Annotated in this window: 20 protein-coding genes; 6 read left to right on the top strand and 14 right to left on the bottom strand. The window is 72.0% G+C overall.

Features of this window, described 5'->3' with window-relative positions; all coding sequences use genetic code 11:
* Positions 1–58 precede the first annotated feature (58 nt).
* Positions 59–730, top strand: coding sequence for a potassium channel family protein (locus ACWZEH_RS26160; RefSeq protein ID WP_456193535.1), 672 nt, complete (start codon positions 59–61; stop codon positions 728–730).
* Positions 730–1407 carry a potassium channel family protein gene (locus ACWZEH_RS26155; RefSeq protein ID WP_456193534.1) on the top strand — a complete coding sequence of 226 codons (678 nt, stop codon included), beginning with the start codon at positions 730–732 and terminating at the stop codon, positions 1405–1407. The genes ACWZEH_RS26160 and ACWZEH_RS26155 overlap by 1 nt, the downstream gene beginning before the upstream one ends.
* A gap of 71 nt (positions 1408–1478) precedes the next feature.
* Here ACWZEH_RS26155 and ACWZEH_RS26150 read toward each other — a convergent pair whose 3' ends face one another.
* The 7 genes from ACWZEH_RS26150 to ACWZEH_RS26120 all read right to left on the bottom strand — a co-directional run bounded on the left by ACWZEH_RS26150 (position 1479) and on the right by ACWZEH_RS26120 (position 8376).
* Positions 1479–2270, bottom strand: coding sequence for a DUF3159 domain-containing protein (locus ACWZEH_RS26150; RefSeq protein ID WP_456193533.1), 792 nt, complete (start codon positions 2268–2270; stop codon positions 1479–1481).
* 3 nt (positions 2271–2273) lie between these two features.
* Complete coding sequence (locus ACWZEH_RS26145) at positions 2274–2672, bottom strand: OB-fold nucleic acid binding domain-containing protein (protein WP_266073760.1); 399 nt, start codon at positions 2670–2672, stop codon at positions 2274–2276.
* 108 nt (positions 2673–2780) lie between these two features.
* Positions 2781–3470, bottom strand: coding sequence for a response regulator (locus tag ACWZEH_RS26140; RefSeq protein ID WP_456193532.1), 690 nt, complete (start codon positions 3468–3470; stop codon positions 2781–2783).
* The gene (locus ACWZEH_RS26135) at positions 3467–6112 is read right to left on the bottom strand and encodes a sensor histidine kinase (protein WP_456193531.1); all 2646 of its coding nucleotides are present in this window, start codon (positions 6110–6112) and stop codon (positions 3467–3469) included. Before ACWZEH_RS26135 ends, ACWZEH_RS26140 begins: the two co-directional genes overlap by 4 nt.
* Before the next feature lie 359 nt (positions 6113–6471).
* Positions 6472–7233, bottom strand: coding sequence for a DUF3710 domain-containing protein (locus ACWZEH_RS26130; RefSeq protein WP_456193530.1), 762 nt, complete (start codon positions 7231–7233; stop codon positions 6472–6474).
* Position 7234: 1 nt separating this feature from the next.
* Positions 7235–7795 carry a dUTP diphosphatase gene (gene dut, locus ACWZEH_RS26125; protein WP_456193529.1) on the bottom strand — a complete coding sequence of 187 codons (561 nt, stop codon included), beginning with the start codon at positions 7793–7795 and terminating at the stop codon, positions 7235–7237.
* Entirely contained in the window at positions 7792–8376 is a 585-nt protein-coding gene (locus tag ACWZEH_RS26120) for a PaaI family thioesterase (protein ID WP_456193528.1), read from the bottom strand. Before ACWZEH_RS26120 ends, dut begins: the two co-directional genes overlap by 4 nt.
* A 112-nt stretch (positions 8377–8488) precedes the next feature.
* On the opposite strand from ACWZEH_RS26120, the gene ACWZEH_RS26115 reads away from it, so the two are divergent.
* Positions 8489–8950: a DUF3093 domain-containing protein gene (locus ACWZEH_RS26115; protein ID WP_456193527.1), complete on the top strand. Its 462-nt coding sequence runs from the start codon at positions 8489–8491 to the stop codon at positions 8948–8950.
* A 24-nt stretch (positions 8951–8974) separates the two neighbouring features.
* On the opposite strand, the gene ACWZEH_RS26110 is transcribed toward ACWZEH_RS26115, so the two are convergent.
* The 4 genes from ACWZEH_RS26110 to ACWZEH_RS26095 form a co-directional block, all read right to left on the bottom strand.
* Positions 8975–9982: a hypothetical protein gene (locus tag ACWZEH_RS26110; RefSeq protein ID WP_456193526.1), complete on the bottom strand. Its 1008-nt coding sequence runs from the start codon at positions 9980–9982 to the stop codon at positions 8975–8977.
* Between the two features lie 13 nt (positions 9983–9995).
* Positions 9996–10292 carry a DUF4193 domain-containing protein gene (locus ACWZEH_RS26105; RefSeq protein ID WP_003993510.1) on the bottom strand — a complete coding sequence of 99 codons (297 nt, stop codon included), beginning with the start codon at positions 10290–10292 and terminating at the stop codon, positions 9996–9998.
* 393 nt (positions 10293–10685) lie between these two features.
* A complete protein-coding gene (locus ACWZEH_RS26100) occupies positions 10686–11933 on the bottom strand; it encodes a sensor histidine kinase (protein WP_456193525.1) in 1248 nt (415 codons plus the stop codon).
* A 4-nt stretch (positions 11934–11937) separates the two neighbouring features.
* Entirely contained in the window at positions 11938–12591 is a 654-nt protein-coding gene (locus ACWZEH_RS26095) for a response regulator transcription factor (RefSeq protein ID WP_266726523.1), read from the bottom strand.
* 555 nt (positions 12592–13146) lie between these two features.
* On the opposite strand from ACWZEH_RS26095, the gene ACWZEH_RS26090 reads away from it, so the two are divergent.
* Positions 13147–13320: a hypothetical protein gene (locus ACWZEH_RS26090; protein ID WP_257848142.1), complete on the top strand. Its 174-nt coding sequence runs from the start codon at positions 13147–13149 to the stop codon at positions 13318–13320.
* Between the two features lie 181 nt (positions 13321–13501).
* Here the strand turns inward: ACWZEH_RS26090 and ACWZEH_RS26085 are convergent, their stop codons facing one another.
* Entirely contained in the window at positions 13502–14317 is an 816-nt protein-coding gene (locus tag ACWZEH_RS26085; protein ID WP_456199829.1) for an inositol monophosphatase family protein, read from the bottom strand.
* A 26-nt stretch (positions 14318–14343) separates the two neighbouring features.
* Positions 14344–15471, bottom strand: coding sequence for a ferrochelatase (locus tag ACWZEH_RS26080; protein WP_456193524.1), 1128 nt, complete (start codon positions 15469–15471; stop codon positions 14344–14346).
* A 145-nt stretch (positions 15472–15616) separates the two neighbouring features.
* Between ACWZEH_RS26080 and ACWZEH_RS26075 the strand changes: the two genes are divergently transcribed.
* The gene (locus ACWZEH_RS26075) at positions 15617–16876 is read left to right on the top strand and encodes an MFS transporter (protein WP_456193523.1); all 1260 of its coding nucleotides are present in this window, start codon (positions 15617–15619) and stop codon (positions 16874–16876) included.
* Positions 16836–18164 carry a D-arabinono-1,4-lactone oxidase gene (locus ACWZEH_RS26070; protein ID WP_456193522.1) on the top strand — a complete coding sequence of 443 codons (1329 nt, stop codon included), beginning with the start codon at positions 16836–16838 and terminating at the stop codon, positions 18162–18164. Before ACWZEH_RS26075 ends, ACWZEH_RS26070 begins: the two co-directional genes overlap by 41 nt.
* On the opposite strand, the gene ACWZEH_RS26065 is transcribed toward ACWZEH_RS26070, so the two are convergent.
* On the bottom strand, positions 18088–18960 hold the full coding sequence (locus tag ACWZEH_RS26065) for a hypothetical protein (protein ID WP_456193521.1): 873 nt from the start codon (positions 18958–18960) through the stop codon (positions 18088–18090). The genes ACWZEH_RS26070 and ACWZEH_RS26065 overlap by 77 nt on opposite strands.
* Positions 18961–19048: the final 88 nt, after the last annotated feature.

Raw genomic sequence — 19048 nt, 5'->3', positions numbered from 1 at the left:
ACGATGGTCACGATGGTCATGAAGGTCGACGGGCCTGCAGGAAGCGCGGTGTGACGCGATGCATGTTGTGATCATGGGGTGCGGGCGGGTGGGTTCCGCCCTGGCCCAGACTCTGGAGGAGCAGGGGCACACGGTCGCCGTGATCGACCGGGACCCGACCTCCTTCCGCCGGCTGGGCTCCTCGTTCAGCGGCCGCCGGGTCACCGGGATCGGCTTCGACCAGGACACCCTGCGCGAGGCGGGCATCGAGGACGCGGGTGCCTTCGCCGCCGTCTCCAGCGGGGACAACTCCAACATCATCGCCGCGCGGGTGGCCCGCGAGATGTTCGGCATCGAGAACGTCGCCGCCCGTATCTACGACCCCCGCCGCGCGGAGGTCTACCAGCGCCTGGGCATCCCCACGGTGGCGACGGTCCGCTGGACGGCCGACCAGATGCTGCGCAGGCTGCTCCCCTCGGGCGCCGAGCCGCTGTGGCGCGATCCGACCGGCGGTGTGCAGCTCGCCGAGGTGCACACCTCACAGGCCTGGGTGGGGCACCGGATCAGCAGGCTGCAGGAGCAGACCGGCGTCCGCGTGGCCTTCGTCACCCGGCTCGGTGAGGCGATCCTGCCCAGCTCCCAGACGGTGTTGCAGGAAGGTGACCTGGTGCACGTGATGATGCGCACCGACGAGATCGACAAGGTCGAGGCGGTATTCGCCAAGGGTCCCGAAGACGAGGGCGGTCAGTGATGAGGGTCGCCATTGCCGGAGCCGGCGCGGTGGGCCGCTCGATCGCGGGCGAGCTGCTGGAGAACGGGCACGAGGTCCTGCTCATCGACAAGGCGCCGACCGCCATCTCGGTCGAGCGGGTTCCGCAGGCCGAGTGGCTGCTCGCCGACGCCTGCGAGATCACGTCCCTGGACGAGGCGGCGCTCCAGCGCTGCAACGTCGTCATCGCCGCGACCGGCGACGACAAGGTCAACCTGGTCGTCTCCCTGCTGGCCAAGACGGAGTACGGCGTTCCGCGCGTCGTCGCCCGGGTGAACAACCCCAAGAACGAGTGGTTGTTCAACGAGTCCTGGGGGGTGGACGTGGCAGTCTCCACCCCGCGCCTGATGTCGGCCCTGGTGGAGGAGGCGGTCAGCGTCGGTGACCTGGTCCGGCTGCTGCACTTCAGCCACGGGGACGCCAACCTGGTCGAGCTGACCCTGCCGGAGGAGTCGGCGCTGGCCGGCACGCAGGTCGGCGACGTCCAGTGGCCGCAGGACACCTCGCTGGTGACGATCATCCGCGGGACGCGCGTCCTCACTCCGACCCGGGAGGACTCGCTCGAGGCGGGCGACGAACTGCTCTTCGTGGCCGCCCAGGCCCGTGAGGAACAGTTGGAGGACCTGCTGTCGGTACGCAGGACCGACACCGCGCGCTAGGCACGCGGGAACGTGAGTGGGGGCGCCCGGAGATCTCCGGGCGCCCCCACTCACGTACGTGTCCACAGCGCTCAGGGGCGACGGTGCCGGCCCGTCGTCGTGTCGCCGTCCTCCGCGTGCTGCGCCTTCCCCTGTTCGCGCGCGGCCCTGCGCTCCTCCTCGGCGCGCTCCTCCTCGGCGCGCTCCTCCGCCTCCATCTCCGCGAACACGTCGATCGGCGGCGGCGCCTTCGCCAGGAACACCCAGGTCAGGTACACGGCGAGCAGGAACGGCGGGATCTTCAGCGCGACCAGGACCCAGCCCAACTGTGTCGTGTCCGCCCACCAGTACAGCGGGAACAGGATCGCGCTCTTGCCGAGCAGGATCAGACCCCAGGCCCAACTGGCCTTGGTGTAGGCCTTCTTGCGGCCCGGGTTGCGGGTGCGCCAGGAGAGGTTCTCCCGGAAGATCGGGCCCAGCATCAGACCGATCAGCGGGACACCGGCCATCGCGGTGATGATGTACGCCAGGGCCAGGCCGGTGGTGTAGAGCATGCCCGGCAGGTAGAAGTCCTTGGCGTTGCCGGTCATCATCGCGAAGACCACACCGAAACCGACGCCGAAGACGCCGCTGAAGGCGTGCTTGACGGTGTCCTTCCTCGCCAGCCGGACCACGACCATCGCCAGCGACACGGCGAGCGCCGCGATCGCCGCCATGTGCAGGTTCTTGTTGATCGTGTAGATGCTGACGAACAGGAGGCCGGGCAGCACCGTCTCGACCATGCCCCGCACCCCGCCGAACGCCTCGAACAGGGCGGCCTCGGTCACCGCCCTGGCGTCGTCGGCGGATGTGTCTTCGGTTGTCGGCTTGTCGAGTGACGTCACCGGCTACTCCCGTCCGAGGGGTCTCAGTTCGTATTTCGGGTTGAACAGCACCCTGTGGCCTCTGCTCAGGGAGATCCTGCCCGATGCGATCAGCCTGCGGCCCGGTTCGATCCCGACGATCGAGCGCCGGCCGAGCCACACCACGTCCAGCGCGGCGGAGCCGTCGAACAGTTCGGCCTCCAGGGCGGGGACTCCCGCACGCGGCCGCAGCGTGACCGTGCGCAAAGTACCAGTGACCGTCACTATCTGCCGGTCCTGGCAGTCACCTATTCGTGTACAGCCGGCGGTCTCGGCGTCCTCACGCAGCTCCTCGGACTCCAGGTCCTCCTGTGAGGAGGAGAGCCGGTCGAGCATGCGCCGGAACCGGCCCGTCGGTTTCTCCGAGCGAGGAACAGCACCCATACCTGAAGCGTACCGGGGTGCCCCCACGGTTACGTACCCGCTGCCCGCCCTGTCCGAACCGGCCCCGCCCGGGCCCGCGCACGCAGCGCGCACACCCCGGGCGGGCACTCACCGTTCGAAGCGGTAGCCCATGCCCGGCTCGGTGATGAAGTGCTTCGGGTGGGACGGGTCGGCCTCCAGCTTGCGGCGCAACTGGGCCATGTACACGCGCAGGTAGTTCGTCTCCGTCCCGTACGACGGCCCCCAGACCTCCCGGAGCAGCTGCTTCTGCGCCACCAGCCGGCCGCCGTTGCGTACGAGGACCTCCAGCAGGTGCCATTCGGTGGGGGTCAGCCGTACGTCCCTGCCGTCGCGGTGCACCTTCTTCGCGGCCAGGTCGACGGTGAACCCCTCGGTCTCCACCACCAGGCCGCCCTCGTCCTCGTTCTCGACGGAGGGCTCGGCGCGGCGCACGGCGGCCCGCAGCCTGGCCAGCAGCTCGTCCATGCCGAAGGGCTTGGTGACGTAGTCGTCGGCCCCCGCGTCGAGCGCCTGGACCTTCTCGTCGGAGGCGTGCCGGGCGGACAGCACCAGGATCGGCACCCGGGTCCAGCCGCGCAGTCCCCGGATCACCTCGACGCCGTCCATGTCGGGCAGTCCCAGGTCCAGGAGGACCACGTCGGGGTGGCGGGCGGCGGCCAGGCGCAGGGCTTCGGCGCCGTCGTGGGCGGAGTCGACCTCGTACGAACGGGCCTTGAGGTTGATCACGAGGGCGCGCACGATCGCCGGCTCGTCGTCGACCACCAGCACACGTGTCATGAGGAGTGCCTTTCCGGTTCTGCGGGGCCCACGGGCTCCGGTTCTGCTGGGCGGAGGGGCTCCGGGCTCGCGGGGGCCACGGGCTCCGCGCGTGTTGCCGTCGGGGCCCCCGTCGCGGCCGTTGCCGCCGTCTCCCCCGTCGCCGCGGGGGCCGCCGCGCGGAGGGTCAGTGTCATGGTGAGGCCGCCGCCGGGGGTGTCGTCGGCGTTCAGGGAGCCGCCCATGGCCTCGGTGAAGCCCCGTGCCACCGCCAGGCCCAGGCCCACTCCGGCCCCGCGCGGAGCGTCGCCGTAGCGCTGGAAGGGCTCGAAGATGCGGTCCTTCGCGTCGTCGGGGACGCCGGGACCCCGGTCGACCACCCGGACCTCGACCCGGCCGGCGAGCGCGCTGGCGGCCACCAGGACGGGGGTACCGGCGGGAGCGTACTTGACGGCGTTCTCGACCAGGTTGGCCATCGCCCGCTCCAGCAGCCCGGGGTCGACGGCGACCATGGGCAGGGTCTCCGGGACGTCCAGGGTGACGCTGCCCTCGGGCACCCCGCCGAGCGCCATGGGCGCCACCTCGTCCAGATCGACCTCGCGGATCAGCGGGGTGACCGTGCCGGTGTGCAGGCGGGACATGTCGAGCAGGTTGCCCACCAGGTGGTCCAGGCGGTCGGCGCCGCCCTCGATGCCCTCGAGCAGCTCGGCCCGGTCCTCGGGCGACCAGTCGACGTCCTCGGAGCGCAGCGAGGAGACCGCGGCCTTGATCCCGGCCAGCGGGGTACGCAGGTCGTGGCTGACGGCGGCCAGCAGGGCGGTGCGGATGCGGTTGCCCTCGGCGAGGGTGCGTGCCCGGTCGGCCTCGGCGCGCAGCCGGCGGCGGTCCAGGGCGACGGCGGCCTGGGCGGCGAAGGCGCCCAGTACCCGGCGGTCCTCGGCGGGCAGGACCCGGCCGGTCAGCGCGAGCGCCAGGTGGTCTCCGACCGGGACGTCCACGTCGGCGTCGTCGGGCCGTTCGACGGCCGGTCCGGTGCCGGCCCGTCCGGCACAGGTCCACGGTTCGACGTCGCCGGCACGTTCCAGCAGCGCCGCCGACTCCATGCCGAACGTCTCGCGGACCCGTTCCAGCAGTTCCTCGAGACCGGTCTCGCCGCGCAGCACGTTGCCGGCGAGGAACGACAGGATCTCCGACTCGGCGCGCAGCCGGGCCGCCTGATGGGTGCGGCGGGCGGCGAGGTCGACGACGGACGCCACCGCCGCGCCGACGGCGACGAAGATGGCGATGGCGATGATGTTCTTCGGGTCGGAGATCGTCCAGCGGTGCAGGGGCGGGGTGTAGAAGTAGTTCAGCAGCAGCGAGCCGGACGCCGCCGAGGCCAGGGCCGGCCGCAGCCCGCCGAGCAGCGCCGCGGCCACGGTCAGTGACAGGAACAGCAGCATGTCGTTGGCCAGGCCCGGGTCGAAGGCGTTGAGCAGCACGGCCAGCAGCGCGGGGCCCGCCACCCCGACCGCCCAGCCCCACACCACCCGCGGCCGTCCGAGCCGGGCGCCCCGGGCCACCGGCAGTCCACGCCCCTTGGCTATCGCCTCGTGGGTGACGATGTGCACGTCCAGGTCGGGACCGGAGTCCCGCGCGACGGTCGCGCCGACGCCGGGGCCGAAGACGTACTGCCACGTCTTGCGGCGCGAGGAGCCCAGCACGATCTGGGTGGCGTTCGCCGCGCGGGCGAAGGCGAGCAGGGCAGCCGGGACGTCGTCCCCCACCACATGGTGGAAGGTCCCGCCCAGGCTCTCCACGAGGGTCCGCTGCCCGGCCAGCTCGCCGGGCGAGGCGGCGGTGAGCCCGTCGCCTCGGGCGACGTAGACCGCGAGCACCTCGCCCCCGGCGCCCTTCTCGGCCAGCCGCGCGGCACGGCGGATCAGGGTGCGGCCCTCGGGGCCGCCGGTCAGGCCGACCATGATCCGTTCGCGTGAGCCCCAGATCGCCGAGACGTCGTGCTCGCTGCGGTACCGCTGGAGGTACTCGTCGACCCGGTCGGCCACCCACAGCAGCGCGAGTTCCCTGAGCGCGGTGAGGTTGCCGGGACGGAAGTAGTTCGAGAGGGCGGCGTCGACCTTGTCCGGCTGGTGGACGTTGCCGTGCGCCATGCGGCGGCGGAGCGCCTCGGGCGTCATGTCGACCAGCTCCGTCTGCTCGGCCCGCCGCACCACCTCGTCCGGTACGGTCTCCCGCTGCCGGACGCCGGTGATGGATTCCACCACGTCGCCGAGGGACTCCAGGTGCTGGATGTTGAGGGTCGACAGCACGTCGATCCCGGCGGCCAGCAGCTCCTCCACGTCCTGCCAGCGCTTCGCGTTGCGCGAGCCGGGCACGTTGGTGTGGGCGAGTTCGTCGACGAGAACCACCTGGGGGCGGCGGGCGAGGACGGCGTCGAGGTCCATCTCGGGGAGCACGGCGCCGCGGTGCTCCAGTTCCCGGCGCGGTATCTGTTCCAGGCCCTCCAGCAGCGCCCTGGTGCGCGGCCGGCCGTAGTGCTCGACGAAACCCACCACGCAGTCGGTGCCCCGCTCTACACGGCGCTGCGCCTCGGACAGCATCGCGTACGTCTTGCCGACGCCCGGTGCCGCGCCGAGGTGGATCCGAAGTCTGCCGCGTCCCATGCCCTCATTGTCTTCCGGTTTCCGGACAGCACGGCTGCCGCCGGTCGCCGGTCGCCGGTCGCCGGTTCACCGCTGTCCGCGCGGAGTCGACCCTACGTTCGTCCCGGGCGGCCGAAGGCGCCGGCCGGGGCGCGGAATCCGGCCTTGACGGAACTCTGACGGGACCGCGGCGGACTCCGGCCCGGATACCGGTCACGGCGCAGCCGGGACGGTGGTGCGGGGCGTTGCGGCCGGGCCCGCGCCGCAGCCGCTCACCGGCGTCGGTGCCGTACAGGGGTCGCCCCCGCCACGGCGACGGGGCCGCACCCCGTCGGGTGCGGCCCCGTCGCCGTGGCCGCGAAAGCGCTTGGAGGCCGGGCTCAGCGGACTTCGGTGATCTCCGGTCCGCGCGCCAGCTGTCCCATGCCGCCCGCGAAGCGGGAGCCCTCGGGCGCCTCCTCCTGCTGCACGCCCTCGGGGACCATCTGCGCGTCGTCCGGCAGCTTCAGGACGATCGGGTCGCGCGGTGCCATCGGGCCGTCCCCGCGTACGACGACCGTGTCCCGGAAGATCTGCTCCAGCAGCCCGGCGGCCTGCGGCTGCACCGCGCCCTGACCCGAGATGACCCCGCGCAGGAACCAGCGCGGGCCGTCCACGCCGACGAACCGGACGACCTGGAAACCGCCCGTGCCGTCCGGCAGCTGCACCGGCACCTGGGCCCGCAGTTCCCAGCCCAGCGGGCCCTCGACCTCGTCGATGATGCCGCCCTGCTGGGTGATGCCGGACGCGATCTCCTCGCGGACCTCGGTCCAGATGCCCTCACGCTTCGGGGCCGCGAAACCCTGCAGCTGGATGGCGCTGTCACGCAGGACGACGGTGGCCGCGACGATCGCGTCGCCCGCGACCTCGACCCGCAGTTCCATGCCGTCCACCCCGGGCACGAACAGACCGCCCAGGTCGACCCGGCCCTCGCCGGGCCGGCTCACCTCGGAGCTGTCCCAGGGCCCGTCGGGCCGGGGCGCCGGTTCGAGCCTCAGCCGCTCGCTCTCGCCGTCCGCCTCCGTGTCGACACCGTCGACGACCTGCTCGGCCTCGCCGGCCGCGTCCTCGGCGGCATCCCTCTTCTTGCGACGTCCGAACACGTCACTGTCCTTCCCGGTCGGATACGACCGAAGCGTATCGATTCCCACCCGCTGTGCCGCCGGCGGCGGCCTGAACGCTTGTGCCGCTCTTACCTTCCACCGTGGCATGGCCGCCGGTGGATCCGAAGCCCCCCTCGGCCCGTGCCGAGCGGGGCAGCTCCGCGACCGGCACGAAGCAAACCCGCTCGACCTGCTGGACGACCAGTTGGGCAATCCGGTCGAAGCGCTCGAACCGCACGGCCTCGCGCGGGTCGAGATTCACCACGATCACCTTGATCTCCCCACGGTACCCGGCATCAACCGTCCCCGGGGCATTCACCAGGGCGACGCCGCAGCGCGCGGCCAGTCCGGATCGCGGGTGCACGAATGCCGCGTACCCCTCGGGCAGGGCCACAGACACCCCGGTGGGCAGGACGGCCCGTTCCCCGGGCGCGAGCTCGCACGCCTCGGTGGTCCGCAGATCGGCACCCGCGTCACCGGGGTGCTCGTACGCCGGGAGCGGTACGTCCGGGTCGACGCGCCGGAGCAGTACCCGGAGTTCGGGGCGGCGGGCCCCGCTCACGGGTTGACCTCGAAGGCGCGGGCGCGACGGACCTGGTCCGGGTCGTCCATGGCCGCCTTGATCTCCTCCTCGCGGCCGTGGTCGACGAAGTGGTCGACCTTGACCTCGATGAACAGCGCGTCGGCCCGGACGGCGACCGGGCCGTCGGGGCCGCCGATGCGTCCGGTCGCGGTGCAGTAGATCTTCCGTCCGGCCACCGCGGTCACCTCCGCCCGGAGGTGGAGGACCGCGTCGACCGGCACGGGCCGGACGAAGTCGGTCTCGAGCCTGCCGGTCACGGCGATCGTGCGCAGCAGCCAGTTCAGCGAGCCGAGCGTCTCGTCCAGGGCGCTGGCGAGCACCCCGCCGTGCGCGAGGCCGGGGGCGCCCTGGTGGGCGGGGCGCACGGTGAAGGCGGCGGTGACGGACACGCCTTCGCCGGCCCGCGCCTCGATGTGCAGCCCGTGAGGCTGCTCGCCACCGCAGCCGAAGCACTGGCCGTAGTGCGCGCCGAGGATCTCACCGGGTGCGGGGGCGTCCGGGTGGCGCACCGGCGTCACAGCGTCGGCGGGGGGCTGAAGAGTTGAGGAAGTACCACTCACAGGCGCAGACCTTACCCGCCCGCCCGTCACCCACCACCGCCCTGCTCGACAGCGCTTCACGCCGACCGCCCTGACTGCGGCTCCGCCCCGGCACCGTGCCAAGCTTGGATCCATGCAGCTCTCCGTCCTCCCGTACGAAGAACGCCTGACAGCTCCTCGCTCCTGGTGGCTGGTCTCCTTGCTCGCGGGTGTCTCGATGGCGCTGATCGTGCTGCCGTTCGGCATCCTGCCGATGCTCGGCGGTCTGGCCGGCGGCACGGCGGCGGCCGCGGTCGTGGCCAGCGCGTACGGCTCGGTGCGGATCCGGGTCGTGGGCGGACTGCTGATCGCCGGTGAGGCGAAGATCCCGGTGACGGCCCTGGGCGACGTGGAGATCCTGGGCGCCGAGGAGGCTCTCGCCTGGCGTACCCACCGGGCCGACCCGCGCTGCTTCATGCTGCTGCGGGCCTACGTCCCGGGGGCGCTGCGGGTGAAGATCACCGATCCGGACGACCCGACGCCGTACGCCTTCCTGTCGACGCGTGAGCCGGAACGGCTGGCGGAGGCCCTGCTGGCGGCGAAGGCCGCCGCGTAGCGCGACGGAGAACACCCGGCGGGATCAGCCCCTCCCGGATCCGTCGCCGCCGTCCGGGTGGCCGTCGCCGCGGCCGGGCTCTCCGCGGAGGGCGCCCCCGCTCAGGCCGTCCATCTCCAGGGCGTCGGCCGGGGTTTCGAGGGCGGGGAGGGCGGGGAGCGCCTCCCAGGGGACCTGGATCCTGCGCAGGTCGGCCTGGATACGGGTGGCGAGCTTTCTGGTGTCCCGGCGGTTCATGGCCGCGCCGACGGCGGCTCCCACCAGGAAGGGCATCAGGTTCGGCAGGTTGCGGACCGTGCGCTTCATGATCCGCTGGCGCAGTTCGCGCTTCATGCGGCTGTTCATCGCCGCGCGTACGGTCGAGGGCCTGGCCGCCTCGATCCCGCGCTCCTGGGACCAGGAGTTCAGGTACACGGTGCTGCGCTGGGTGAGGTTGCCGGCCGGGCGTACGCCGTAGACCTCGTGCAGTTCGGCGATCAGCTTGAGCTCGATCGCCGCGACTCCGGTGACCTCGGCGGCCAGCTCCGCCGGCATCGCGGGCGGTACGGGCATCGCCGCAGCGGCGCCGACGCCGGCTCCCACCGTCGCCGTGGCCCTGGCCGCGCCCGCCACGAGTTTCTCCGCGAGCTCCTCGGGACCGAGCCCCGGGAACTGTCTGCGCAGCGCCTCCAGGTCCCGTACGGGCACCCGCGGGGCGAGTTCGATGATCCGGTCCGCGAGATACGTCAGGCCCGCACGCGTGCGTGCGCCGCCCTTCTGGGCGCCTTCCCTGGCCTTGTCACGGAAGGCGGCGGCGCGCCTGCGGGCCACCGGAGCGGTGGCGGTGGCCTCCACGGGTGCCGGGAGGTCACCGCGGTCGGCTGCGGGTTCGAGCGAGGCCGCCCCGGTATCGGCCTGACCTGGGTCGGTCGGGCCGGTATCGGTTGAGCCTCGCTCGTGGTCACGCGCGTCGCGCCGGGGGCCGTCCTGCGGCCCCGGGTCCGCTCCCCTCGAGAGGAAGCGGCGCTTCCGAGGAGGGGTCGAGCCAGTCACGGCCGACCCGCCCTCAGTCGCAGTCGCGGCAGATCGGCTGGCCGTTCTTCTCCCGGGCCAGCTGGCTGCGGTGGTGCACCAGGAAGCAGCTCATGCAGGTGAACTCGTCCTGCTGCTTCGGCAGGACCCGGACGGCCAGCTCCTCGTTCGAGAGGTCCGCGCCGGGCAGCTCGAGGCCTTCCGCGGCCTCGAACTCGTCGACATCCACGGCCGAGGCCGACTTGTCGTTGCGGCGGGCCTTCAGCTCTTCGAGACTGTCCGAGTCGACGTCGTCGTCGGTCTTGCGTGGAGTGTCGTAATCGGTTGCCATGGTCGCTCTCCCCCTCTGGGTGTATGCGGTCTCTTCAGCGCACGTAACGCGCGAGGGGCCGGACTTGTGCCCGACCCGAGGCGGAGATTTTGCCTCACATCAAGGTCTGTTACTCAATCGACACCCAACCGAACCCCTCACAGGTGATCGGCTTGGATGGCGATGGGGACCGTACACGGTCCGAACGCGGCACTTCAAAGCCGCCTCACCGTGTACTTCCCGTAATCGAAGCCCCTGAAAACCGGGACTTACCCGGCCTTTCGGAGGCCCCAAGATCACGGAGAGTCGATGGACCGAAAATCGCCCCTGTGATCGATCCCACACGGGGACGCCGGAGGGGTCCTCCGGAAATTCCGCCCAAAGCGAACACCTCGTCGTGTCGGCGACATGATGTCAGATCGGCAGGGTGACGCGCATCACGAGCCCGCCGCCCTCACGCGGCTGGGCATAGATGTGCCCGCCGTGCGCCCGCGCCACCGAGCGGACGATGGAGAGACCCAGGCCGACGCCCTTGTCGCTGCCCGTCCGCTCGGTGCGCAGCCGCCGGAAGGGCTCGAACAGGTTGTCGACCTCGTACGCGGGTACCACCGGGCCCGCGTTGGACACCACCAGGACCGCCTGTCCGTGCTCGACGTCGGTGGTGACCTCCACCCAGCCCTGCTCGGCCACGTTGTAGCGCACGGCGTTCTGGACCAGGTTCAGGGCGATCCGCTCCAGCAGGACGCCGTTGCCCCGGACGACCGCGGGTTTCCGGGCCCCGCGGATCTCCACGCCCTTGGCCTGCGCCTCGGCGTGCACCTGGTCGATGGCCTGGGAGGCCACCTCGGCGAGATCCACCGGCTTGCGCTCGACGATCTGGTTGTCGCTGCGGGCCAGGAGCAGCAGGCCCTCCACGAGCTGTTCGCTGCGCTCGTTGGTGGCCAGCAGCGTCTTGCCGAGCTGCTGGAGCTCCACCGGCGCGTTCGGGTCGGAGAGGTGCACCTCGAGCAGCGTGCGGTTGATCGCCAGCGGGGTGCGCAGTTCGTGCGAGGCGTTGCCCACGAAGCGCTGCTGGGCGGTGAAGGCCCGCTGCAGCCGCTCCAGCATGTCGTCGAAGGTGTCGGCCAGCTCCTTGAGCTCGTCGTCCGGGCCGTCCAGCTCGATCCGGCGGGACAGGTCGGAGCCCGCCACCGCGCGCGCGGTGCGGGTGATCCGGCCCAGCGGCGACAGGACGCGGCCGGCCATGGCGTACCCGAAGGCGAAGGCGATGACCGCGAGACCGAGCAGGGCGAGGAGCGAGCGGCTGAGCAGGTTGTCCAGGGCGTGCTGGCGCTGTTCGTTGAGGCAGGTGCTCAGCGCGCTGTTCAGCTCGTCGGCGGGCAGCTGCCCGCTGCGCAGCTGACAGGTGTCGCTGGACACCTGTCCTGACAGGATCCGGAAGGGCAGGTCGCTGCCCACGTTCAGCGCGTTCGCGGCGAGCAGGTAGATGATCGACAGCAGCAGGATCCCGGCGATCAGGAACATGCCGCCGTAGAGCAGGGTGAGCCGTATCCGGATGGTCGGGCGCAGCCAGGGGAACGGCGGTACGGGCCTGCGCGGGTCCCAGGTGGGCTTCGGGGGAGCCGGCGGGGTCGGTGGGGCGGGAGTGGGCGTGGTGGCCACGGAATCAGATCCGGTAGCCCGAGCCGGGCACGGTCACGATGACCGGCGGCTCGCCCAGTTTGCGGCGCAGCGTCATGACGGTCACCCGCACCACGTTGGTGAACGGGTCGGTGTTCTCGTCCCAGGCCTTCTCCAGGAGCTGCTCCGCGGAGACGACGGCGCCCTCGCTGCGCATGAGCACTTCCAGGACGGCGAACTCCTTGGGTGCGAGCTGGACCTCCTTGCCCTCGCGGAAGACCTCGCGGCGGTTGGGATCGAGTTTGATCCCGGCCCGCTCCAGCACCGGCGGCAGCGGCACGCTGGTACGCCGTCCCAGGGCGCGTACGCGCGCGATGAGCTCGCTGAACGCGAAGGGCTTGGGCAGATAGTCGTCGGCTCCGATCTCCAGACCCTCGACGCGGTCGCTGACGTCGCCGGAGGCCGTGAGCATCAGCACACGCGTGGGCATGCCGAGTTCGACGATCCTGCGGCACACGTCGTCGCCGTGCACGAGGGGGAGGTCGCGGTCGAGGACGACCACGTCGTAGTCGTTGACGCCGATGCGCTCGAGGGCGGCCGCGCCGTCGTACACGACGTCGACGGCCATGGCCTCCCGGCGCAGTCCGGTGGCCACCGCATCGGCGAGCAGTTGCTCGTCCTCGACGACGAGTACGCGCACGTCGCTTGTCCTTCCTACGTCCTGCCGGGCAGCGCTTCTCGGCGCACGCGCGCAGGGATCTGGTGGGTGTGTTGCCTCCATCCTGCCCTTTTCGGCCATAAGTCGGCTGTAAGCCGGGGGGGGCGGACGGGCGGCGGGAGGCACGGGGCCGGACAGCAGGCTACGGCGGGCGGACACCCGGGCAGGAAGCGGGCGGTGGCGTGCCGGCCGGCGCGGGCCGTCGGCGCGGACCCGGGTGACGGAGGGGGGCGCGGGGGTGGGAGACCGGGGAACGTCCCGGCGAACGGAACGGGAATACGAGATTTTCTCGTCCGGTTAGGTTTCCCCGGAAGGGAGCTTGGGGAGGACGGGTTTTACATCCCGCGATCACGCTCTGCTCGCACCGCGCCACCATGCGGTGTGCTTCAGTCCGTTTCCCGCAGAGCGGACTCGGATGTCCGAAGCCGTAGCCCCCCGGCCGAGCGGCAGCGGTCATCCATCGGAGGCGTGATCGTCCCTTCCCAACCGGCACACCCCCGTGCCATCGACCCACGACCCAGGACGAGGGGGCGCAGCATGGACGCTTTCACCGCAGGACTTCTGCAGCGCATAAGGACGACCGAGTCCGATCTGTCCCGGGCCCTCGACGAGGGCGACGACTTCCTCGTCGAGGTGGAGCAGGGCGAGCTCGACGACCTGCGCCGGCTCGCCGCCGAGCACGGTGTGGAGGTCGGCGTGTCCTGCGTCTGATCAGCCCGATGAGATGAACCGGCTCGACGCGAGCGGGCCCCGGCGAATCCAGCGCCGGGGCCCGCTTCGTCGTTCCCGGGGTTCCCGGGGTTCCCGGGCCCCTCGGAGTTCTCAGGACTCGCAGGAGTCGCAGGGGTCCAAGAGCCCTCGGGGATCTACCGGTTCGCCTCCCGGCCGTTCGTCAGTCGTGCCAGGCGCCGAAGTCCTCCAGCAGTCGCTGGAGGGGCTCGAAGACGCCCGGGGTGGCCGCGACCGCGAGATCCCACGAAGGGCGCTCACCCGGCCGTCCACCGGTCAGGGCGCCCGCCTCCCGGGCGATCAGGTCCCCCGCGGCCAGGTCCCAGGGGTGCAGTCCACGCTCGTAGTAGCCGTCGAGCCGCCCGCAGGCCAGGTCACAGAGGTCGACCGCGGCCGAGCCGCCGCGCCGGATGTCCCGCAGCAGCGGGATCAGCCGCTGCGCGACATCGGCCTGGTGGGCGCGGACCCCGGTGACGTAGTTGAAGCCGGTCGAGACCAGCGCCCGGTCCAGGGGCGGCGACGGGCGGCAGGTCAGCGTGCGCTCGCCCTCCCAGGCGCCGGTGGCCCGCGCCCCGCCGCCGCGGACCGCGTGGTACGTCTCACCCCGCACCGGGGCGGCGACCACCCCGACGACGGTCTCGCCGTCCTGCTCGGCGGCGATGGAGACGGCCCAGGTGGGCAGCCCGTACAGGTAGTTGACCGTGCCGTCGAGCGGGTCGATCACCCAGCGGACGCCGCTGGTCCCCTCGGTGGAGCCGCCCTCCTCGCCGAGGACGCCGTCGTCGGGCCGGTGCTCGGCGATCAGCCCGGTGATCAGCTTCTCCGCCGCGATGTCCATCTCGGTGACGACGTCGATCGGACTGGACTTGGTCGCGGCGACCTCGAGATCGGCCGGGCGGCCGTCCCGCAGCAGCTCACCCGCGCGGCGTGCCGCCTCGCGGGCCAGCTCCAGCAGTTCCGCGTGCAGGGGGTCGGTCACGGCAAGGGGGTCGGTCACGGTGCTCCTCAGGTGTAAGGGCTGTCGGCGCCCGCGGCGGCGGGGCGCGGGGCACGGGCCGGGCAGCAGCCCACCGGGCAGAGGTTGTGGCTCGCGCCGAGACCGCCCAGGGCGCAGGGGGTGACGTCCTGGCCGCGTTCGGTGGCGGCGCGCTCCGTGATCAGGTCGCGGATCGCGGCGGCGAACCGCGGGTCGGCGCCCACGGTCGCCGAGCGGCGCACCGGCAGTCCCAGCTCCCCGGCCTTGGCCGTGGCCTCCGTGTCGAGGTCGTAGATGACCTCCATGTGGTCGGAGACGAAGCCGATGGGGGCCATGACGACGGCCGGGACCCCGGCCGCGTGCCGCTCCTCGAGGTGGTCGCAGATGTCGGGCTCCAGCCAGGGGATGTGCGGGGCGCCGGAGCGGGACTGGTAGACGAGCTGCCAGGGGTGCTCCACGCCGGTGCGCTCCCGTACGGCGTCGCTGATCACCCGGGCGACGTCCAGGTGCTGGGCCACGTACGCGCCGCCGTCGCCGTGCTGCCCGACCGGTCCGGAGGTGTCGGCGGAGGCGATGGGGATCGAGTGGGTGCAGAAGGCGATGTGCGCGCCGTCGCGCACCTCCTCGGGCAGGTCGGCGAGCGAGCGGACGATCCCGTCGACCATGGGCTCCACGAAGCCGGGGTGGTTGAAGTAGTGCCGCAGCTTGTCGACCCGTGGCGGTTCGAGGCCCTCCGCCTCCAGCGTCGCCAGGGATTCGGCGAGGTTCTCGCGGTACTGGCGGCAGCCGGAGTAGGAGGCGTAGGCGCTGGTGGCGAAGACGAGGACGCGACGGCGGCCGTCCCGGACCATCTCGCGCAGGGTGTCGGTCAGGTACGGCGCCCAGTTGCGGTTGCCCCAGTACACCGGCAGACCGAGGCCGTGGTCGGCGAAGTCCTCGCGCAGGGCGTCCAGCAGGGCGCGGTTCTGTTCGTTGATGGGACTCACCCCGTCGAACAGGAAGTAGTGCTCCCCGACTTCCTTCAGGCGTTCCTTGGGGATGCCCCGCCCGCGCGTCACGTTCTCCAGGAACGGGACGACGTCGTCCGGGCCCTCGGGGCCGCCGAAGGAGAGCAGGAGCAGGGCGTCGTAGGGGGTGGGATCGAGCTCGTCAGGCATGCCTCGATCCTGCCATCCGCCACCGGCAGCCGGGCAACGGCGGGGGCCGACCGGGCCGCGCCCCTGCGGCAGGAGACATTAGGGTTACCTAACCCGTAAGCTGTATCGCCTGCGGTCGCGCCTTACTGAGACCTCCGGAGACCTCGTGCCCAGCCCCTATCTCGCCCTGTTCGCCGCCCCCGGCAGCAAGGCCTTCTCGGCCGCGGGGTTCATCGGCCGGATGCCGTTGTCCATGATGGGCATCGGCGTGGTCACGATGGTCTCCCAGCTGACCGGACGGTACGGGCTCGCCGGCGCCCTGTCGGCCACCATCGCCCTGGCCGCCGCGGTCGCGGGTCCCCAGGTCTCCCGCCTGGTGGACCAGTACGGGCAGCGGCGGGTCCTGCGCCCGGCGACGCTGCTCGCGCTGGCCGCGGCGGCGCTGCTGCTGTTCGCCGCGCACTACGGCTGGCCGGACTGGGTGCTCTTCGTCGCCTGCGCGGGCATCGGCTGTGTGCCGAGTCTCGGCGCGATGATCCGGGCCCGCTGGGCCGCCGTGTACCGCGGCACCCCGCACCTGCACACCGCGTACTCGTTCGAGTCCGTGGTGGACGAGATGTGCTTCATCTTCGGGCCGATCATCTCGATCGGGCTGTCCACGGCGTGGTTCCCCGAGGCCGGTCCGCTGCTCGCGGCCTGCTTCCTCGCGGTCGGCGTCTTCTGGCTGACGTCCCAGCACGCCACCGAGCCGGCCCCGCACCCGCGTGGGCGCCCGGGCGACGGCCGCAGGGGCGCGGGGGGCGGTACGGCGCTGGGTTCCCCGGGCCTGCGGGTCCTGGTGGCCACCTTCGCGGCGACGGGGGCGATCTTCGGCGGCGTGGACGTGGTCACCGTGGCGTTCGCGGAGGAACGCGGGCACAAGGCCGCCGCCAGTGTGGTGCTCGCGGTGTACGCGCTGGGCTCCTGCGTGGCGGGCCTCGCGTTCGGGCTGATGCGCTTCGCCGGGGCACCCGAGCGCCGCTGGCTGCTGGGCGTGTGTGCGATGGCCGTGAGTATGATCCCCCTCCTACTGGTCGGGAACCTGCCGTTTCTGGCCGTGGCGCTGTTCGTTGCGGGTCTGTCCATCGCTCCCACGATGATCACGACGATGTCCCTCATCGAAGAGCACGTACCACGCGCGCAGCTCACCGAAGGCATGACCTGGGTGAGCACCGGGCTCGCGGTCGGGGTCGCTCTGGGCTCCGCCGCGTCCGGCTGGGTGATCGACGCGGCAGGGGCGCGCGCCGGGTACGGGGTTCCGGCGGTGGCCGGAGCCGTCGCGGTCGCGGTCGGTTTCCTCGGGTACCGCCGGCTCAAGAGGCCGGCTCCGGGTCGGGGAGGCTCCGTTGGGCAGCACGGCGAGCACGAGGAACGGAACATGGCGTAACTGGGGAGGCACCGTCCTCGCCCACCCCGCGCGGGAGGTCGCGCCGGCCTCCGTCGACGAACTGGCGGCGGCCGTGCGCCGGGCCGCCGAGGACGGCCTCCCGGTGAAGGCGGTGGGCACCGGGCACTCCTTCACCTCCATCGCGGCGACCGACGGTGTGCAGATCCGCCCGCATCTGCTGACGGGCATCCGGGACATCGACCGCGCGGCCGGCACCGTCACGGTCGAGGCCGGCACCCCGCTCAGGCGGCTCAACGCGGCTCTCGCGCGGGAGGGGCTGTCGCTCACCAACATGGGGGACATCACGGAGCAGACCGTCTCCGGGGCCACCGGCACCGGCACCCACGGGACCGGCCGCGACTCGGCCTCCGTCGCCGCGCAGATCCGGGGCCTGGAGCTGGTCACCGCCGACGGCTCGGTACTCACCTGCTCCCAGGAGGGGACCGACGAGGAGCGTGCGGTCTTCGCCGCCGCCCGGATCGGTCTCGGCGCCCTCGGCATCGTCTCCGCGATCACCTTCGCCGTCGAGCCGATCTTCCTGCTCACGGCCCGCGAGGAGCCGATGCCCCTGGACCGCGTCCTCGCCGAATTCGACGAACTGCACGCCGAGAACGAGCACTTCGAGTTCTACTGGTTCCCGCACACCGGGAACACCAACACCAAACGGAACAACCGCAGCGCCGGACCGCGGCGGCCGGTGCATCCCGTCCGGGGCTGGTTCGACGACGAGTTCCTCTCCAACGGCGTCTTCCAGGCGGCGAACTGGGTCGGCCGCGCGGTGCCGGCGACCGTCCCCACCATCGCGCGGGTCTCCAGCAGGGCCCTGTCCGCGCGGACCTACACCGACATCCCGCACAAGGTGTTCACCTCCCCGCGCCGGGTGCGCTTCGTGGAGATGGAGTACGCGGTGCCGCGCGAGGCCCTGGTGGACACGCTGCGCGAACTGAAGACCATGGTCGACCGCTCCCCCCTGCGGGTCAGCTTCCCCGTCGAGGTCCGCACCGCCCCGGCCGACGACATCACCCTGTCCACGGCCTTTGGCCGCGACACCGCGTACGTCGCGGTCCACATGTTCCGGGGCACTCCCTTTCAGCGGTACTTCACGGCGGCGGAGCGCATCTTCACCGCCCATGAGGGACGGCCGCACTGGGGGAAGATCCACACCCGGGACGCCGGGTACTTCTCCCGGGTGTATCCGCGCTTCGCCGAGTTCACGGCACTGCGGGACCGTCTTGATCCGGAACGTCTGTTCCGAAACGACTATCTGCGGAGGGTCCTGGGGACGTAGCGGACGCGTCCGGCTCCGGGTTCGCGGTGTCGTCGGCGTCCCGGTCCCCGGTGTCGTCCGGGGCGCCCTCCGACGCGTCGCCGCCGTCCGGCGTGTCACCACCGGAGCCGGCGGCCGCTCCCCCGTCCTGCGGCGTCGCGGAGGGGGTGGGCGCCTGCCCGTCCCCTCCGGAGCCGCCGGACTCCCCGGACTCCCCGGACTCCTCCGAGGTGCCGGGGTCGTCCGCCGTCCCGGAGTCGCCGGAGGTGCCGGGGTCCTGCTCGCCCGAACCGCCGGAGCCGTCCGGGCCACCGGATCCTGACGTGTGCTCACCGGTGAACGCGTTGCCGACCGTGGTGTCCGGTGCGCCGCTGAGGCTCTGGCCCGAGGCGAGTTCGTAGGTGGTGATTCCGGCCATCGTGACGCCGAATACCAGCGCCGCCGCGACCACCGTCCATTTCCGGCCCCGCCGCACTCCCCCGGCCCGGACCCGGTACACGGTGCCCTCGGTGAACCCGCCGGGTGTCCGCGCGGGCCGCTCCCCGGCCGGCTGCCCCGGCGCCGCGGGCGCCACGCGCAACTGCTCGCCGGTGCGCGTGAAGAAGTGCTGGAAGACCGTTCCACCGCAGGTGGCGACGATGCTCATGACTCCGGCGCCGATGATCGTCCCGTAGACGCCGAACGACGAGGCGAGCTGGGCGCCGAGCACCGCGGCCACCGCGCTGCCCGCGACCTGCGGCACGCTCAGATCGATCCGGGCACGCCTCCCCTCCTCCGCGTCACCGTGCTCACCTACGACAATCGGCGTTTCACGCATTTCGGGACCTTGCCCTCCTTCCCCTGCATTCCCGCACACCAACGATCAACTGCACGACAAGTGGACGTCCGGACGAAACCATTAGTTC

The sequence above is a fragment of the Streptomyces yamdrokensis genome, from assembly GCF_053890455.1.
The sequence above is the reverse complement of the archived record's forward strand: the minus strand, read 5'-3'. Positions and strand labels throughout refer to the sequence as shown.

Coding starts and splice junctions, on each gene's coding strand:
- ACWZEH_RS26140 (WP_456193532.1), bottom strand. CDS start 3,470: ATGACACGTGTGCTGGTGGTCGACGACGAGCCGGCGATCGTGCGCGCC.
- ACWZEH_RS26145 (WP_266073760.1), bottom strand. CDS start 2,672: ATGGGTGCTGTTCCTCGCTCGGAGAAACCGACGGGCCGGTTCCGGCGC.
- ACWZEH_RS26135 (WP_456193531.1), bottom strand. CDS start 6,112: ATGGGACGCGGCAGACTTCGGATCCACCTCGGCGCGGCACCGGGCGTC.
- ACWZEH_RS26090 (WP_257848142.1), top strand. CDS start 13,147: ATGGACGCTTTCACCGCAGGACTTCTGCAGCGCATAAGGACGACCGAG.
- ACWZEH_RS26160 (WP_456193535.1), top strand. CDS start 59: ATGCATGTTGTGATCATGGGGTGCGGGCGGGTGGGTTCCGCCCTGGCC.
- ACWZEH_RS26065 (WP_456193521.1), bottom strand. CDS start 18,960: ATGCGTGAAACGCCGATTGTCGTAGGTGAGCACGGTGACGCGGAGGAG.
- ACWZEH_RS26115 (WP_456193527.1), top strand. CDS start 8,489: ATGCAGCTCTCCGTCCTCCCGTACGAAGAACGCCTGACAGCTCCTCGC.
- ACWZEH_RS26080 (WP_456193524.1), bottom strand. CDS start 15,471: ATGCCTGACGAGCTCGATCCCACCCCCTACGACGCCCTGCTCCTGCTC.
- ACWZEH_RS26155 (WP_456193534.1), top strand. CDS start 730: ATGAGGGTCGCCATTGCCGGAGCCGGCGCGGTGGGCCGCTCGATCGCG.
- ACWZEH_RS26105 (WP_003993510.1), bottom strand. CDS start 10,292: ATGGCAACCGATTACGACACTCCACGCAAGACCGACGACGACGTCGAC.